This window comes from Curtobacterium sp. ZW137 (assembly GCF_003762905.1).
Lineage (GTDB): Bacteria > Actinomycetota > Actinomycetes > Actinomycetales > Microbacteriaceae > Curtobacterium.
In genome coordinates, this window is the sequence record NZ_RJKS01000002.1 from 112,510 (window position 1) to 127,352 (window position 14,843).

General features: G+C 70.7%; 15 protein-coding genes. 7 read left to right on the top strand and 8 right to left on the bottom strand.

The annotated features are described in order from the left end of the window. Nucleotides 1-13: 13 nt before the first annotated feature. On the bottom strand, nt 14-1,606 hold the full coding sequence (locus tag EDF55_RS05680) for an ABC transporter substrate-binding protein (protein WP_260235837.1): 1,593 nt from the start codon (nt 1,604-1,606) through the stop codon (nt 14-16). Nucleotides 1,607-1,764: 158 nt separating this feature from the next. Between EDF55_RS05680 and EDF55_RS05685 the strand changes: the two genes are divergently transcribed. After that, on the top strand, nt 1,765-2,415 hold the full coding sequence (locus EDF55_RS05685) for an FMN-binding negative transcriptional regulator (RefSeq protein ID WP_123653988.1): 651 nt from the start codon (nt 1,765-1,767) through the stop codon (nt 2,413-2,415). Further along, entirely contained in the window at nt 2,412-3,881 is a 1,470-nt protein-coding gene (locus EDF55_RS05690; protein WP_123653989.1) for an amidohydrolase, read from the top strand. The genes EDF55_RS05685 and EDF55_RS05690 overlap by 4 nt, the downstream gene beginning before the upstream one ends. Nucleotides 3,882-3,890: 9 nt before the next feature. Here the strand turns inward: EDF55_RS05690 and EDF55_RS05695 are convergent, their stop codons facing one another. Genes EDF55_RS05695 through EDF55_RS05705 form a run of 3 tightly spaced genes read right to left on the bottom strand, consistent with a single transcriptional unit; the run spans nt 3,891 to nt 5,951 of the window. Beyond that, nucleotides 3,891-4,820, bottom strand: coding sequence for an Fpg/Nei family DNA glycosylase (locus EDF55_RS05695; RefSeq protein WP_123653990.1), 930 nt, complete (start codon nt 4,818-4,820; stop codon nt 3,891-3,893). Between the two features lie 23 nt (nt 4,821-4,843). Beyond that, a complete protein-coding gene (locus tag EDF55_RS05700; RefSeq protein ID WP_123653991.1) occupies nt 4,844-5,332 on the bottom strand; it encodes a ribose-5-phosphate isomerase in 489 nt (162 codons plus the stop codon). 10 nt (nt 5,333-5,342) lie between these two features. Beyond that, entirely contained in the window at nt 5,343-5,951 is a 609-nt protein-coding gene (locus EDF55_RS05705) for an XRE family transcriptional regulator (RefSeq protein ID WP_123653992.1), read from the bottom strand. On the opposite strand from EDF55_RS05705, the gene EDF55_RS05710 reads away from it, so the two are divergent. Then, complete coding sequence (locus EDF55_RS05710) at nt 5,950-6,486, top strand: GNAT family N-acetyltransferase (RefSeq protein WP_123653993.1); 537 nt, start codon at nt 5,950-5,952, stop codon at nt 6,484-6,486. The two genes, EDF55_RS05705 and EDF55_RS05710, sit on opposite strands and share 2 nt — an antisense overlap. Before the next feature lie 88 nt (nt 6,487-6,574). Here EDF55_RS05710 and EDF55_RS05715 read toward each other — a convergent pair whose 3' ends face one another. Further along, entirely contained in the window at nt 6,575-7,228 is a 654-nt protein-coding gene (locus EDF55_RS05715) for a DsbA family protein (protein ID WP_260235838.1), read from the bottom strand. 119 nt (nt 7,229-7,347) lie between these two features. On the opposite strand from EDF55_RS05715, the gene pepN reads away from it, so the two are divergent. The 3 genes from pepN (at nt 7,348) to EDF55_RS05730 (ending at nt 11,530) form a co-directional block, all read left to right on the top strand. Next, the gene (gene pepN, locus EDF55_RS05720) at nt 7,348-9,927 is read left to right on the top strand and encodes an aminopeptidase N (protein WP_123653994.1); all 2,580 of its coding nucleotides are present in this window, start codon (nt 7,348-7,350) and stop codon (nt 9,925-9,927) included. A gap of 74 nt (nt 9,928-10,001) precedes the next feature. After that, nucleotides 10,002-11,063, top strand: coding sequence for a mechanosensitive ion channel family protein (locus EDF55_RS05725; protein ID WP_123653995.1), 1,062 nt, complete (start codon nt 10,002-10,004; stop codon nt 11,061-11,063). Further along, nucleotides 11,060-11,530 (top strand): globin, encoded by a 471-nt coding sequence (locus EDF55_RS05730; protein ID WP_395869924.1) that lies wholly within the window; start codon nt 11,060-11,062, stop codon nt 11,528-11,530. Before EDF55_RS05725 ends, EDF55_RS05730 begins: the two co-directional genes overlap by 4 nt. Nucleotides 11,531-11,736: 206 nt before the next feature. Here EDF55_RS05730 and EDF55_RS05735 read toward each other — a convergent pair whose 3' ends face one another. After that, on the bottom strand, nt 11,737-12,579 hold the full coding sequence (locus EDF55_RS05735; protein WP_123653996.1) for an NAD(P)H-binding protein: 843 nt from the start codon (nt 12,577-12,579) through the stop codon (nt 11,737-11,739). Nucleotides 12,580-12,693: 114 nt separating this feature from the next. Then, nucleotides 12,694-13,395 (bottom strand): hypothetical protein, encoded by a 702-nt coding sequence (locus EDF55_RS18710; protein WP_123702902.1) that lies wholly within the window; start codon nt 13,393-13,395, stop codon nt 12,694-12,696. An 81-nt stretch (nt 13,396-13,476) separates the two neighbouring features. Here EDF55_RS18710 and EDF55_RS05745 point away from each other — a divergent pair, with 81 nt between their 5' ends. Then, complete coding sequence (locus EDF55_RS05745; RefSeq protein ID WP_123653998.1) at nt 13,477-14,334, top strand: acyl-CoA thioesterase II; 858 nt, start codon at nt 13,477-13,479, stop codon at nt 14,332-14,334. Nucleotides 14,335-14,357: 23 nt separating this feature from the next. Here the strand turns inward: EDF55_RS05745 and EDF55_RS05750 are convergent, their stop codons facing one another. Then, the gene (locus EDF55_RS05750; protein ID WP_123653999.1) at nt 14,358-14,840 is read right to left on the bottom strand and encodes a thioesterase family protein; all 483 of its coding nucleotides are present in this window, start codon (nt 14,838-14,840) and stop codon (nt 14,358-14,360) included. Nucleotides 14,841-14,843 lie beyond the last annotated feature (3 nt).

Genomic DNA, 14,843 nt, shown 5'->3' on the forward strand with positions numbered 1-14,843 from the left:
GGTGCCCCTGCCCCTACTTCACGGCGATCTTGGCGATGACCGGGCTGCCGGCGACCGCGGGGAGCTTCGTGACCTTGTCGCTCGTCACGTAGGAGTACTTGTCGAAGAACGTCGGGACGATCGGGAAGTCCTTGAGCACGGCCTCCTGCGTCTGGTTGTAGTAGTCGTTCGCCTCGGACTGCGACCCGGCCGAGTCCGCCTTCGCGAGCAGCGAGTCGACGGTGTCGTCCTGGTAGTAGCCCGTGCAGGCGGCGCAGCCACCGGCGGTGGTGAACAGGGCGCGGAGGGTGTTCTGCTGGCTGATGTAGAGCGCACCCCAGTGGCCGAAGTGCGGGCCCTCGATCTTCTTGTCGGTCAGCTCGGAGTAGTACGAGGCCCAGTCGGTGGTGGCCTTCGCCTCGGCGTCGACCCCGAGGTTCTGGCGGATCTGGTTGGCGTACGCCTCGTACAGCGAGTCGAGGCCGTTGCCGCCCGGGTAGACGAGGGTGATGGTGCCGTCGAAGCCGCCGGCGCTGGCCAGGAGCTTCTTCGCGGCTGCCGGGTCGAACTCGCACGCGTCACCGCAGATGCCCTCCTGCGTGCCGGACATCGACGGCGGCGTGAGGGCGGTGGCGGGGTCGTACAGGCCGCCGTAGATCGCCTTGTTCACCTGCTCGCGGTTGATCGACATCGAGATCGCTCGACGCACGTCGGCGTTGGAGTAGCGCTCGTCCCAGAGCGGGAAGCCGATGTAGTCGATGCCGGGGGCGTCGAAGGAGTGCAGCTTGTCGCCGAAGTCCGACTTCGCGCTCGTCATCTTGTCGGTCGGCAGGAAGAGCACGTCCGCGTTCCCGGCGAGGACGTCGGTGTACGCGGTGTTCATGTCCGAGTAGCTGCGGAAGGTGACGTTCGTGGTCGTGGGCTTCGTGCCCTCGTAGCCCTTCCACGCGGTGACGGTGAACTCCTGGTTCGCCTTCCACGCCTTCGTCATCTCGTACGGGCCGTTGCCGATCGGCTTCTTGTCGTACGCCTTGATGTCGTCGTACGCGGCCGAGGGCATCGGGTAGAACGCGGTCTGCGCCTGGCTGAGCTGCAGCGGGAACTGGCTGTCCGCGTGGGTGAGGGTGACCGTGAAGGTGTCGTCGCCGGTGACCTTGAGCCCGGACATCTCCTTCGTCGTCGGGGTGCCCTTCGCCGGGTTGAGGTCCGAGTACCCGACGATCGATGCGAGCTGGCCGCTGTTCTCCCACGCGTTCGGGCCGTAGGCGACGTAGTTCCACGCCTTCACGTAGCTCTCCGGCGTGACCTCCTCGCCGTTCTGGAACTTCCACCCGTCGCGGAGCGTGATCGTCCACGTGGTGGCGTCGTCGCTCTCGACGCTCTTCGCGGCGACGTCGTGGAGCGTGCCCTTCGCGTCGGTCTGGGTGAGCGGGGCGAACAGGCTCATCACCTGGTCGAACGCGACCGTCTGGCGGCCGGGCGTGAGGTGGTCGGGCTCGCCGGTGGCGTACACGAGCGTGCTGCCCGAACCGGAGGCGGAGTCGGCGTTCCCGCTCGAGGAACACCCCGTCGCCACCAGTGCCAGCGTGGCCGCTGCGGCCAACGCGGCCATCGTCCTGCGTCGCATGATCTCTCCTCGGGTCGTCGTTGAGAAGTGAAGCTAGGCCCGCTCGGTGCTCCGAGGCAATAGTTCTTTCAATGCGCTCTGAAACATTTACCGTTCCGAAACACCGGGGAAACGGCAGCCCTCGCGCTCGCCGGACGTCCTGTGCCACGCTGACGTGCATGCGACACACGCCCCACTTCCTGATGACCGAGGCCGACGAGGTCAAGCGCCTCGTGGACGGCAACCCGTGGGCCACGATCGTGTCGCACACCGCCGCGGGGATCGTCGCGTCGCACTACCCGTTCCTCCTCGAGACGACCACGGACGACGAGATCGTCCTCGTCTCGCACGTCGGCCGGCCCGACGAACTCGCGCACGAACTCGGCCAGCACGAGGTCCTCGTCATCGTGCAGGGACCGCACGGCTACGTCTCCCCCGCCTGGTACCCGGCGTCGCAGTTCGTGCCGACCTGGAACCACGTCACCGCGCACCTCTGGGGCGTCCCGGAGATCCTCACCGACGAGGAGAACTTCCGCGTCCTCGGTGAACTCGTCGACCACTTCGAGCGGGAGATGCCCGAGCCGGTGTCCCTCGACGTCGACGAGGACACCGCCAGGCGGATCGCGAAGGGCACCGTGGGGATCCGCATCCGGGTCACCCGGTTCGACGCCCGCGCGAAGCTGTCCCAGAACAAGGCCCCCGACGTGGTCGACGACGTCATCGCGGGCCTCCGCGGGGACGGCCCGTACGCCTCACCGGCGCTCGCCGACGAGATGGAGCGGGTCCGGTCTGCCTCCCCCGACGACCAGGGCGGACGGGAGGCCCGGTGACCGAGATCCTGCTGCGCACCGTCCGGCGGGTGGGCACCTCAGGGGCCCCTGCCGACGTGCTGGTCCGGGACGGTGTCGTCGTCGAGGTCGCACCGGCCGGCACGCTCGACGCGTCCGGTCCCGACACCGACGTCGTCGAGGCCGACGGGGCCTGGCTCGGCCCGGCCCTCCGCGACCACCACACCCACTTCGACCAGTGGGCGCTCGTCCGCCGCCGGGTCGACGTCTCCGCGTGCGACTCCGCCGAGGCCACGGCAGCCCTGCTGGCCGAGGTGGCGCGCACCGGTGTCTCGGATCCGGTCCTCATCGGACACGGCTACCGGGACGGTCTGTGGCCGACCCCCGCCCGACGTGCGCTGCTCGACGGGGCCGCACCGGGCCTCCCGGCGGTCGTCATCAGCGGCGACCTGCACGCCGTCTGGTGCAACGCGCTCGCCCTCGCGCACTTCTCCGGGATCCTCGGCCGGCCGCTCGCCGCCGGCGAGGACGGCGTCCTCCGCGAACAGGACGCGTTCGACGTGACCGGTGCACTCTCGCAGGTCCCGGACGCGGTGCTCGACGGCTACGTCGCCGACGCGGTCGAGGCGGGCGCCGCCCGGGGCCTCGGGAGCATCGTCGACCTGGAGATGCGCTTCGGACTCGACCGGTGGGTCCGGCGGATCCACGGCGGCACGGACGCGCTCCGGGTGTCCTCCGGGGTGTACCCGGCGGAGCTCGACGCCGCGATCGACCGCGGGTTGCGCACCGGGGACGTCATCGACGGCACCAGGGGACTCCTCACGATGGGGCCGTTCAAGGTCGTCACCGACGGGTCGCTCGGCACCAGGACCGCGGCACTGCACTCCGGCGAGGGCGTGCTCGCCTGGCCGTTCGAGGACCTGGTCGCCATCACGCGCCGGGCCGTCCTCGCCGGGCTCACCCCCGCGATCCACGCCATCGGCGACCGGGCCAACACCCTGGCGCTCGACGTCTTCGAGGCCGTCGGCACCCGGGGCACCATCGAGCACGCGCAGCTCCTCGTCGACACCGACGTCGAGCGGTTCGCGCGACTCGGGGTCGCGGCGTCGGTGCAGCCGGAGCACGCGATGGACGACCGGGACATCGCCGACCGCCACTGGGCGGGGAACACCGACCGGGCGTTCGCGTTCGCGTCGCTCGCCCGGGCCGGGGCCCGCGTGCTCCTCGGGTCCGACGCCCCGGTGGCGCCGCTCGACCCGTGGGTGTCGCTCGCCGCGGCGGTCGGGCGCGACCGGGACGGGCGCGAGCCGTGGCACCCGGCCGAGCGGCTCTCCGCGCTCACCGCGTGGACGGGGTCGACGGACGGACGGGTCGGCGTGTCCGTCGGGGACGTCGCGGACCTGGTGCTCGTCGCGGCCGACCCGCTCGCTGCATCCTCGGCGTCGCTCCGGACGATGCCGGTGCTGGCGACGGCGGTCGCGGGGCGGTGGACGTACCGGGACCTGTAGGCGCCGCGGCTACTTCTGGTCCTTGGGGCACCAGTAGAGCTTCCGGCCGGCCATCTCCGCCATCCGGATCTCGGTGCCGCACACCCGGCAGGGCTCGCCGGTGCGGTGGTAGACCCAGTGCCGGTCCTTCCGGGACTTCTGCGCCCTCTTGTACTCCGCCTCGGACAGCCCGTCCATCGTCATCATCAGGCCGTCCCGGACTCCGTCGTGCAGGAGCTTCGACCAGTCCGCCCAGAGCGCCTTCGCCTGCTTGACGGTGATCTTCTTGCCGACCTTGTACGGGTCGATCCGCTGCCGGAACAGCAGCTCGGCGCGGTAGATGTTGCCGATGCCGCTCACCACGGCCTGGTCCATGAGCAGCTGCCCGATCGCGACGTTCCGCTTCCGGACGTTGTCCACGAAGATCTTCTCGGCCTCCGGGCCGTCGTCGTTGATCGGATCGGGGCCGAGCTTGTCGAGCGCCTGCTGCACTTCGGTCGGGTTCTCGACCACGCACGCGGTCGGGCCGCGGAGGTCGGCGACGGTGTCCTCGGTGAGGAGCCGCACGCGCACCTGACCGACCGGGTCCGGCGGGAACGCCTCGATCGGGTCCTCGACCTTCTCCTGCTCGGCCATCCGGTACCGCGCAAGACGGGGTGCGCCGATCGAGGTCAACGACTCCTCGCCGTCGGCGTCGGAGGACAGCGCGGTCGCCGTCGACAGGTCCCCCGCGAAGTCCCACGCCCCGTAGAGCCCGAGGTGGACGCGGAGGAACAGGTCGCCCTCGAACTCGAGGAACATCTGCTTGCCGACCGCGCGGGCCGCGATCATGCGCTTGCCGTCGAGCTGCGCGGCGCCCGCGGCGAACCGGCCCTGCGGACTCGACACCTCGCAACGCTTGCCGACGAAGTGCCGGGTGAACTGGTTGGCGATGCGGTGGACGGAGTGACCCTCGGGCATGGGACCTGTGTACTCGTCGTGCCTTACGCGTCGATCTGCTTGCCGGCGATGACACCGGTCTGCTCGTACTCGGCGAGCTGCGCGATCCGGCGGGCGTGGCGCTCCTCGCCCGAGAACGGCTCCGCGATGAACAGGTCGACGAAGTCGATCACCTCGGCCTCGGTGTGCTGGCGCGCACCGATCGAGATGACGTTCGCGTCGTTGTGCTGGCGGGCCAGGAGCGCGGTGGACTCGTTCCACACCAGTGCGGCCCGGATGCCGGTGACCTTGTTCGCGGCGATCTGCTCGCCGTTGCCCGAACCGCCGAACACGACGCCGAGCGCCTGGACGCCGGCCAGCTGGTCCTGCACGACGGCGTGCGCGGCGTTGATGCAGAACGAGGGGTAGTCGTCGAGCGCGTCGTACTCGGTCGGACCGTGGTCCACGACGTCGTGACCGGCGTCGGTCAGGTGGGCGGCGAGGGTCTTGCTGAACTCGAGGCCGGCGTGGTCCGTTCCGAGGTGGATGCGCATGGTCCCGATCCTATTCCCGACCGCGGGTGCCCCTGGCCACGATGACGACGTACCGGCAGTCGTCGTCGCCGGGGTTCCGGTAGGTCACCTCGGCCGGGTCCCCCAGCTCGATGCGGTCCCCCGCTGCGAGCGCGACGGGTTCCCCGCCGACGACGAGCTCCAGCTCGCCCTCGACCACCCAGATGCAGTGCCGGAGGAACGCGTACGCGGACGCCGGGTACGTCACGGAACGACCGGCCGGGAGGCGCACCTCGGTCACGTCCACGGGGAAGTCCGCGCTCGACACGGGACGGCGGCGGTACCCCGTCTCGGGATCGGTCCAGTGGTCGGCGGTCGCGCCGCGCTGGACGCCGGTCGCGTCCTCGGGGGTGCCCGGCTCCGTGTCGCGGTGGTGCCCCTGGCCCTCGTCGAGCAGTTGCGAGATGGTCATCCCGAAGGCACCCGAGAGGCGTCCGAGGATCGTCGCCGTGGGGCTCGAGACACCGCGTTCGACGCGGTTGATCATCGCGCGGGAGACGCCGGACTCCTCGGCGAGCTCGGTGAGGCTCCACCCGCGTTCGGTGCGGAGAGACTGGAGCCGTTCGCCGAGCAGCCGCTCATCGTCTACGATCTGAGACATGGCGACAGCATATGCGACGAATGGTCGGTCCTCGGAGCCGGACGTGCTCGTGCGCGACTGCGAGCCGCGCGACCTCGACGTCGTCCACGCGCTGCACGTCGACGCCGTCCTGCACACCACCGCGATCTGGCAGGACGTCCCGAACCCCCGCCCCTGGTTCGACACCTGGCTCGCGGACCGTCGCGCCGCGGGACTGCCGGTGTACGTCGCCGAGGTCGACGGGGTCGTCGCCGGCTACGTGACGTACGGCCCGTTCCGGCCGCACCCGGGGTACCGGCACACCGTCGAGCACAGCGTGTACGTGGTCCCGGCGTTCCGCGGGCGCGGGATCGCCTCGGTGCTCATGCGCGCGCTCGTGGAGCACGCCCGGGCGCAGGACCTGCACGTGATGATGGCCGGGATCTGCAGCGCCAACACCGGGTCGATCGCGCTGCACGAGCGGCTCGGGTTCGAGGTCGTGGCCGTGCTGCCGGAGGTCGGGCGGAAGTTCGACCGGTGGCTCGACCTGACCCTGATGCGGCTGCCGCTCGACTGACCCGGGCCACGGCTGGCGGCTCGGCGCGGGCTCCGGCTCCGGCTCCGGCGTCAGACGACCTGGTCTCCGTCCTGGCCCAGGCCTCCCGTCAGTCGACGGTGTCGAAGATCGGGCCGACCGTGCGCGAGCGCTTGAGCTCGAAGAAGCCCGGGTAGCGGGCGGCGGCGACGACGCCGTCCCAGAGGTCGAGGGCCTGCTGGCCCTTCGGGGCCGGCGAGATGACCGGACCGAAGAAGGCCGTGCCCTCGACGGCGATGACGGGGGTGCCGACGTCCTGGCCGACGCGCTCGATGCCGTCGCGGTGGCTCGCACGTGTCGCCGCGTCGACCTCGTCGCTCCACGCGTACTCGGCGAGGTCGGCGTCCAGGCCGAGTTCGGCGAGGACGGCCGGGACGACCTCCTCCGGGTTCTTCTCCTGGCGGTGGTGGATGTGCTCGCCGAGCGCGTCGTAGAGCGGCTTGACGATGCCGTCGCCGAGCCGGAGCTTCGCCGCGGTCACGAGGCGCGGGTAGACCTGGCCGGCGGCCAGGCGCTCCTGGTACTCCGGCGGGACGTCCTGGTCCTCGTTGAGGACGAAGAGGCTCATCACCTTCCAGGTCACGTCGAGCGGACGCTGCGCCTCGACCTCGCCGACCCAGCGGCTCGTCATCCAGGCCCACGGGCAGTTCGGGTCGAACCAGAACTCCACAGGGGTCGTCGTCGGGCTGGTCGCGGTCGGGTTGTCCACAGTCGTCTCGGTCACGGTGCGAGCGTACGCGCGCTCGCTAGGCTGGCTCTCACACGTCCCGCCGGTGCACGACGCCATGCGGGAACACCGATGCGCGGACATCGACCGTCCGCGCCAGCAACCATGGAGCGTCCGTGCCAGGAGAGAACCTCACCCGTATCGAAGCCCAGGAACGTGCCGCGATCGTCGACGTGCAGTCGTACGACGTCGAGCTCGACCTCACCCGTGGGGCCGAGTCCTTCGGCAGCACCACCCGGGTGCGCTTCACCGCGACGCCCGGTGCGTCGACCTTCATCGACGCGATCACGAAGGCCGTGCACTCCGTCGAACTGAACGGCACCGCGCTCGACGTCGCGGCCGTGAACGACGGCGTCCGCATCCAGCTCGCCGACCTGCAGGCCGAGAACGAGCTCGTGGTCGTGGCCGACGCCCTCTACACGAACACCGGTGAGGGCCTCCACCGCTTCGTGGACCCCGTCGACGACGAGGTCTACCTGTACTCCCAGTTCGAGGTGCCCGACTCCCGCCGGATGTTCGCGGTGTTCGAGCAGCCCGACCTCAAGGCCGAGTTCACCTTCACCGTCACCGCACCGTCGCGCTGGCAGGTCGTCTCGAACTCCCCCACGCCCGAGCCCCGCGTGGACGGCGAGATCGCCACGTGGGCCTTCCCGCCCACCACCCGGATCTCGAGCTACATCACCGCCCTCGTCGCCGGTCCGTACGAAGTCGTCCGCAGCGAGCTGACCTCGAGCGACGGCCGCACCATCCCCCTCGGCATCTTCGCGCGGAAGTCGCTCGCCGGGTACCTGGACCCCGAGTACGTGTTCGACATCACGCGCAAGGGCTTCACCTACTACGAGGACAAGTTCGACGTCCCGTACCCGTTCGAGAAGTACGACCAGCTGTTCGTGCCCGAGTTCAACGCGGGTGCGATGGAGAACGCCGGCGCGGTGACCTTCACCGAGACCTACGTCTTCCGCTCGAAGGTCACGGACGCCATCAAGGAGCGCCGGGTCGTCACGATCCTGCACGAGCTCGCGCACATGTGGTTCGGCGACCTCGTCACGATGAAGTGGTGGAACGACCTCTGGCTGAACGAGTCCTTCGCCGAGTGGGCGTCGACGATCGCCACCGCTGAAGCCACCGAGTGGACCGAGGCCTGGACGACGTTCCAGGCGATGGAGAAGTCCTGGGCCTACCGCCAGGACCAGCTCCCCTCGACCCACCCGATCGTCGCGACGATCAACGACCTCGAAGACGTGCAGGTCAACTTCGACGGCATCACGTACGCCAAGGGCGGCTCCGTCCTGAAGCAGCTCGTGGCGTGGGTCGGCATCGACGCGTTCTTCGCCGGGGTGTCCGCGTACTTCAAGAAGCACCACCACTCCAACACCGAGCTCAAGGACCTGCTCGTCGAGCTCGAGACCACGAGCGGCCGTGAACTCACCGAGTGGTCGAAGCTGTGGCTCGAGACCGCCGGGGTGAACACGCTCCGCCCGGAGATCGAGACCGACGAGTCCGGCGTGATCACGTCGTTCGCGGTGCTGCAGGAAGCACCGGCGGACTACCCGACGCTCCGCCCGCACCGCCTCGCGATCGGCGTCTACACGTTCCAGCAGGACGCCGACGCACCGTTCGGCGCTGACACCGCGTCCTCCGGCGGCAAGCTCGAGCGCATCCACCGCGTCGAGATCGACGTCGACGGTGCCCGCACCGAAGTCCCCGAGCTCGTCGGCCAGCACCGCGGCGACCTCGTGCTCCTCAACGACGACGACCTGGCGTACGCCAAGATCCGTCTCGACGAGCAGTCCCGCCGCACCGCGATCGAGCACCTCGCCTCGATCGCGAACCCGCTCGCGCGTTCGATCGTGTGGGGCGCGATGTGGGACGCCACCCGCGACGCCGAGTCCCCCGCCAGCGACTACGTCCGCCTCGTGCTCGGCAACATCGCGACCGAGACCGAGTCGACGACGATCCGCACGACGCTCTCGCAGCTGCTCCTCACCGCACGGAACTACGTCGCACCGGCGAAGGCCGACGCCACGATCCGCACCGTGGGCGAGACGCTCTGGCAGCTCGCGGCCTCGGCCGAGGCCGGCTCGGACGCACAGTTCCAGTTCGTGAAGTTCTTCGCGCAGATCGCCTCCACGCCGGAACACGTCGCGACGCTGTCCGGGCTCCGCGACGGCTCGGTCACGCTGAGCGGGCTCGAGATCGACACCGACCTGCGCTGGGAGCTCCTCGAGGGCCTTGTCCTCGCGGGTGCCGCCGGCGACGCCGAGGTGGATGCCGAGCTCGCGGCGGATCGCACCGCCTCGGGCGAGCAGGCCGCCGCTCGGGCACGCGCGACGATCCCCACCGCCGAGGGCAAGCTCGCGGCGTTCTCCTCGCTCGTCGACTCGGACGCGCTGCCGAACGCGATCGTGCGCCAGACGACGGTCGGGTTCCAGCACGCGAACTCGCCGGTCGTGCTCGAGGGCCTCGTCGCGAAGTACTTCGACGTGCTGACGCGCATCTGGGCCGAGCGGAGCTACCACATCGCCGACACGATCGTCACCGGGCTCTACCCGGCGCCGCTCGCATCGGTCGAGCTCCGTGACGCCGCGACCGCATGGCTCGACGCGCACCCGGAGACCCCGGCGCTCCGTCGCATCGTGACCGAGAACCTGGCGGGCACCGAGCGTGCCCTGCGGGTCCAGGCCGCGGACGCCTGAGTCTGAACCCGATCGGCGGGGCCTTGGCGTTCATCCAGGAGCGCCAAGGCCCCGCCCTTTAGCATCGACCGGATATGACCTCCGCTGCAGACGACACCTCGAAGCTCATCTCGAACGCGTTCACCCAGTTCGTGGAGACCTGGCACGTCCCGATCGTGATCGTCATCACGATCCTCGCGGCGATCATCCTCCGGGTGATCCTCCGGCACTCGATCAAGGGCATCGTCGACCGCGTCGTGAACGGCGTGAAGAAGCGCCAGGGAGCGACGGACACGCAGGCGCTCATCGCCTCGCCCGTCCAGACCGCGCGTGTCGTCCAGCGCACCCGGACGCTCGGCAGTGTGCTGGAGAACCTCGCGACCGTGATCGTGGTCGTCATCGCGCTCGTCATCATCATCCCGCAGGTGATCCCGAACGCCGCGGTCGGCATCGTCGGCGGTGCCTCCCTCGTCGCCGCGGGTCTGGCCGTCGGTGCGCAGTCGATCGTGAAGGACCTGCTCTCCGGGATCTTCATGATCCTCGAGGACCAGGCCGGCGTCGGCGACGTCGTCGACACCGGGCAGGCGACCGGCGTGGTCGAGAACGTCGGGCTGCGGGTCATGCAGATCCGTGACGTGAACGGCATCCTCTGGTTCGTTCCGAACGGGCAGATCCTGCGCGTCGGCAACCTCTCGCAGGGTTGGTCGCGGGTGCTCGTCGACATCACGGTGCCCTACGACACCGACGTCGACGCGGTGCAGGACGCCCTGCTCGCGGCGGCCGTCCGGATGTCCCAGGAGCCCCGCTGGCGGCAGCGCATCGTCGAGAAGCCCGAGATCTGGGGGCTGCAGTCCATCAGCGACACGGGCATGGTGTTCCGCCTGGTCGTGAAGACCCGCGCGTCCGAGCTCGACGTCGTCGGCCGTGAACTCCGCATCCGCCTGAAGCAGGCGGTCGACGAGATCGGCATCACCCTCCCCGCGATGGCGATGATCATGCCCCAGGGCTGGGAGAACGCGACCTCCATCAACGGGTTGCGCGCCGTCCGGACCCAGCCGACGCCGGCACCGACGAAGCCCCGGCGCGGCAAGAAGACGAACGTGTACGGGCAGCCGATCGAGACCGACCGGACCGAGCCCCGGAGGGACGACCGATGACCGACACTCCTGCCCCGGGTCTGCCAACCGGCCCCGGCGGCGTGCCCGCACAGCCGATCACGCTCCGGGTGGGGATGGGCGGCACGTCGGCGACCGGATCCCTCTTCGAGCGCGTCGGCGGCGCCCCGACGTTCGACCGTCTGGTGCGCCGCTTCTACGACGGCGTCCAGACCGACGACGTGATCTGGCCGATGTACCCGCAGGACGACCTCGAGGGCGCGATCTCACGCCTGTCGCTCTTCCTGCAGCAGTACTGGGGCGGCCCCGGCACCTACAGCGAGGAGCGCGGCCACCCGCGCCTGCGCATGCGGCACATGCCGTTCCGCATCACCTCGGAGGCGCGGGAGCGCTGGCTGCACCACATGCGCGAAGCGGTCGAGTCCCTGGGGCTCGCGCCGCTCGACGAGGCGGAGCTGTGGGCGTACCTCGACCGCGCCGCGCACGCGATGACGAACGCGTTCGACTGACGGGCGATCCGGGCGCACGCCCGCAGGGACGGGAGGCCCGGTGCCAGCTGGCACCGGGCCTCCCGTCCGTCATCCGGTCGCGTCCACGGTGCCGCACCCGCATCGAGACGCCGCCCCGCCTGCGATGCGCCGTTCTGTGGCCGAGACGCCGCCTGATCCGGCGGCGTCTCGCCGAGTGTGCGGCGTCTCGCCGGGAGTGCGGTGTGTCAGCGCGCGTACGAGCCGGTGGCCAGGTCCTCGAGCAGGCTCGGACGCGTCGGCTGCCAGCCGTAGGCGGCACGCGCATGTGCGCCCGAGCACTCCTGGTGCATGAGGAGCGCGTCCGCGTACTCGGTACCGAGCCGCGCACGCGAGTCGTCGACGCTCTCCGCCACCACCGGCGAGCCGTGCGCCGCCGCCTCGGCGATCTCCCGGACCGTCGGGTTGTCGCCCGTCGCCGCCAGGACGTAGCCGTCCTGCTCACCGCGCTCGAGCGCGAGCACGTAGAGCGCACCGAGGTCGTCCGTGTGCACCGTCGCCCACCGCTCGGAGCCGTCGCCGACCAGGCGGACCTCGTGCTCGCCGTCGCCGACGAACATCGCCGGGATGCCCGCACCGTGCCCGTACACGATGCCCGGAGCGACGATCGTGGTGCGCACGGAGCTCGCGCGGACCACGGCCTCGTTCGCACCGCGCCACGCCGTCATCGCGGGGGGTGACGCCGGGGACTGCTCGGAGATGTCGGTCGAGTTGCCGAAGGTGAAGATGCCACCCGTGTGGACGAAGGGCTTCGGGGTGCCCGCCAACGCGCCGAGCACGGTGGCGATGAAGGCCTCGTCGACGGCCTTCGCACTCGCGGTGTGCACGACGGCGTCGGCCTCGTGCGCGAGCCGCTCGACCACGTCGGTGTCGGTGACGTCCTCGACGAGCGCCCGGCCGCCGGCGTCACGGACGGCCTGCGCCTTCTGGTCGGAGCGGACGATCGCGGTGACGTCGTGCCCGCGGGCGACGAGTGCGCGGAGGACGGAGGACCCGATGTAGCCGGACGCGCCGGTCAGGAAGACGTGCATGACCCCAGCCAACCACGCGCTGGTCCGGCGGTGGTCGGTGCTCGGCGGTCGGTGCTCGCCGGTCGCTGCTCGGTGCTCGCCGGTCGCTGCTCGGTGCTCGGTGCTCGGTGCTCGCTAGGAGGCGAGGGTCCAGGCGCGACGCTTCACGAGGACGTGGCCCCGCGACGTCGTCAGGCGGCTCCACGGGCCGGTCTCGAACAACCGCACCGGGTCGTGCCCGAGGAACCCGAGACTCTCCCCCGCGAAGCCCGCACCAGCCGGGACGTGCTCGATGCCCGGGATGGGCGCACCCCAGACCTCGGAACGGACCTTGCGGACGATCGCTTCTCCGGCATTGGTCGGGACGGCGTCGGCGACCTCGGCGATGCCGGCCTTCGCGGCACGGCGGAGGAGCTCGGCCGAGATGTCCGGCAGCGGGATCCACCCGCCGCGGGGCGGGGAGATCGCCGCCCAGGTGACCGTGTGGACCTCGTGCGGGAGCTCGACCTCGATCGGGGTGGCACGGGTGGGGTCCGCGCCTTCGGCGTGCTCGGCGTCCTGCGCCTCGGCGAGCAGCCGGAGCCGTTCCTGGAACGACGCCAGCGGCACGACGGCGTCGATGGACGCCGGCTGCGTCAGCGAGAAGGTGCGCAGGCCGAGGACGGTCGGGAGCTCGTCGAGCAGGCCGATCGGGTACATGATCGCCGTGTAGACCGCGAGCACCCCCGAGTCGGCGATGAGTCGGACGGAGCCGTCCTCGACGCGCGCAGCACGTCCGAGGTACGTGCGGAGGTCTCCCAAGGAGGCGGCGTCGGGCAGCGTGAACGAGGTGCTCATGTCGTCGCCGATCTTACCGGGACGCGCTGTCAGCTCGGGGTCCGCGCGGTGCGACCCGGTCGTTCGTAGACTGCGGGAGTGGTGAACGGCGAACCGGACTTCCTGCGGACCCTGCGACTCGAGGACACGGGCGCGTCGACGCGCGAGACGATCCTGACCGGGGCGAGCCACTGGTCCCCCGGCGGACGGGTCTTCGGCGGGCAGGTCCTGGCACAGTGCATCGTCGCGGCGCAGTCCACCATCGAGGACCGGGCCATCCACTCGGTCCACGGGTACTTCCTCCGCCCGGGCGACATCGAGACGCCGATCACGTTCGGCGTCGAGCGCATCCACGACGGCCGCTCCTTCGCCGCACGTCGAGCGCAGGCGTACCAGAACGGTGTGCCGATCTTCTCGATGATCGCGTCGTTCCAGACCGAGGACGACGGGGTCGAGCACCAGGACCCGTTCCCCGTCGACACGCCGTCACCGGAGTCGATCCCCTCGGCCGCGTCGATCCTGTCCGCGATCGACCACCCCGTCGCCCGTGCCTGGGCCGAACGGTCGATCGACCTCCGGCACGTCGAGGGGCCGGTCTTCGTCGACGTCCAGGGCGAACACGTGGCGCACCAGGCCGTCTGGTTCCGGGTGCAGGGCGACCTCCCCGCGGACCCGGCACTGCACCGAGCGGTCCTGGCCTACGCGAGCGACCTGTCGATCCTCGAGCCGATCATGCGCCGGCACGGCGTCGCCTGGGGAACTCCGGGGGTCAAGAGCGCGAGCCTCGACCACGCGATGTGGTGGCACCGGGACGGCCGGGCCGACGAGTGGATCCTGTACACGCAGGAGTCCCCGAGCGCGCAGGGCGGCCGGGGACTCGCGTTCGGTCGGATGTTCTCCCGCGACGGACGCCTGCTGGCGAGCGTCGCGCAGGAGGGGATGATGCGCATCCCGCGCTGAGGCACGGGATTGCTCCGGCCGTTCTACGGACGGGAGAAGACCACCGGGTCCTCGACGTACGGCTCACACGCTGCACGCTCGGCCGGGGTGAGTCGCCGCGGGCGGTTCGTCGTCGCGTCCACCATCACCAGCGCCGTCGTCGCCCGCGTGTACAGCTCCGCGGGCTCGTGACCCGCAGGGGACCAGACCTCGTACGAGATGTCGAGGCTCGCGCCCCCGATCCGCCCGATCCACAGCTGGATGTCGAGCGGACGCCGGAAGTACGGGGTCGACGCGAGGTACTCGAGCCGCTGCGCCGCGATCACGGTCATCGTGCCCGAGCCGGGGCGCCCGTCGATGATCGGCTCCGGCGCGGACCCCGACTCGTCGACCTCGTCGGGGTCCGGCGCCCAGAACGCGAGCACACGGGCTTCTTCGAGCAGGCGCAGCATCGCCGAGTTGTTCACGTGCCCGTAGGCGTCGATGTCACTCCAGCGGATGCGGACCGGCGCGTGCAGCCTCGCCACGGG

What these genes read in the sequence shown, in the direction of transcription:
- EDF55_RS05680 (WP_260235837.1), bottom strand. Translation starts at nt 1,606, where the DNA reads ATGCGACGCAGGACGATGGCCGCGTTGGCCGCAGCGGCCACGCTGGCA.
- EDF55_RS05685 (WP_123653988.1), top strand. Translation starts at nt 1,765, where the DNA reads ATGCGACACACGCCCCACTTCCTGATGACCGAGGCCGACGAGGTCAAG.
- EDF55_RS05695 (WP_123653990.1), bottom strand. Translation starts at nt 4,820, where the DNA reads ATGCCCGAGGGTCACTCCGTCCACCGCATCGCCAACCAGTTCACCCGG.
- EDF55_RS05700 (WP_123653991.1), bottom strand. Translation starts at nt 5,332, where the DNA reads ATGCGCATCCACCTCGGAACGGACCACGCCGGCCTCGAGTTCAGCAAG.
- EDF55_RS05710 (WP_123653993.1), top strand. Translation starts at nt 5,950, where the DNA reads ATGGCGACAGCATATGCGACGAATGGTCGGTCCTCGGAGCCGGACGTG.
- EDF55_RS05705 (WP_123653992.1), bottom strand. Translation starts at nt 5,951, where the DNA reads ATGTCTCAGATCGTAGACGATGAGCGGCTGCTCGGCGAACGGCTCCAG.
- EDF55_RS05725 (WP_123653995.1), top strand. Translation starts at nt 10,002, where the DNA reads ATGACCTCCGCTGCAGACGACACCTCGAAGCTCATCTCGAACGCGTTC.
- EDF55_RS05730 (WP_395869924.1), top strand. Translation starts at nt 11,060, where the DNA reads ATGACCGACACTCCTGCCCCGGGTCTGCCAACCGGCCCCGGCGGCGTG.
- EDF55_RS05735 (WP_123653996.1), bottom strand. Translation starts at nt 12,579, where the DNA reads ATGCACGTCTTCCTGACCGGCGCGTCCGGCTACATCGGGTCCTCCGTC.
- EDF55_RS18710 (WP_123702902.1), bottom strand. Translation starts at nt 13,395, where the DNA reads ATGAGCACCTCGTTCACGCTGCCCGACGCCGCCTCCTTGGGAGACCTC.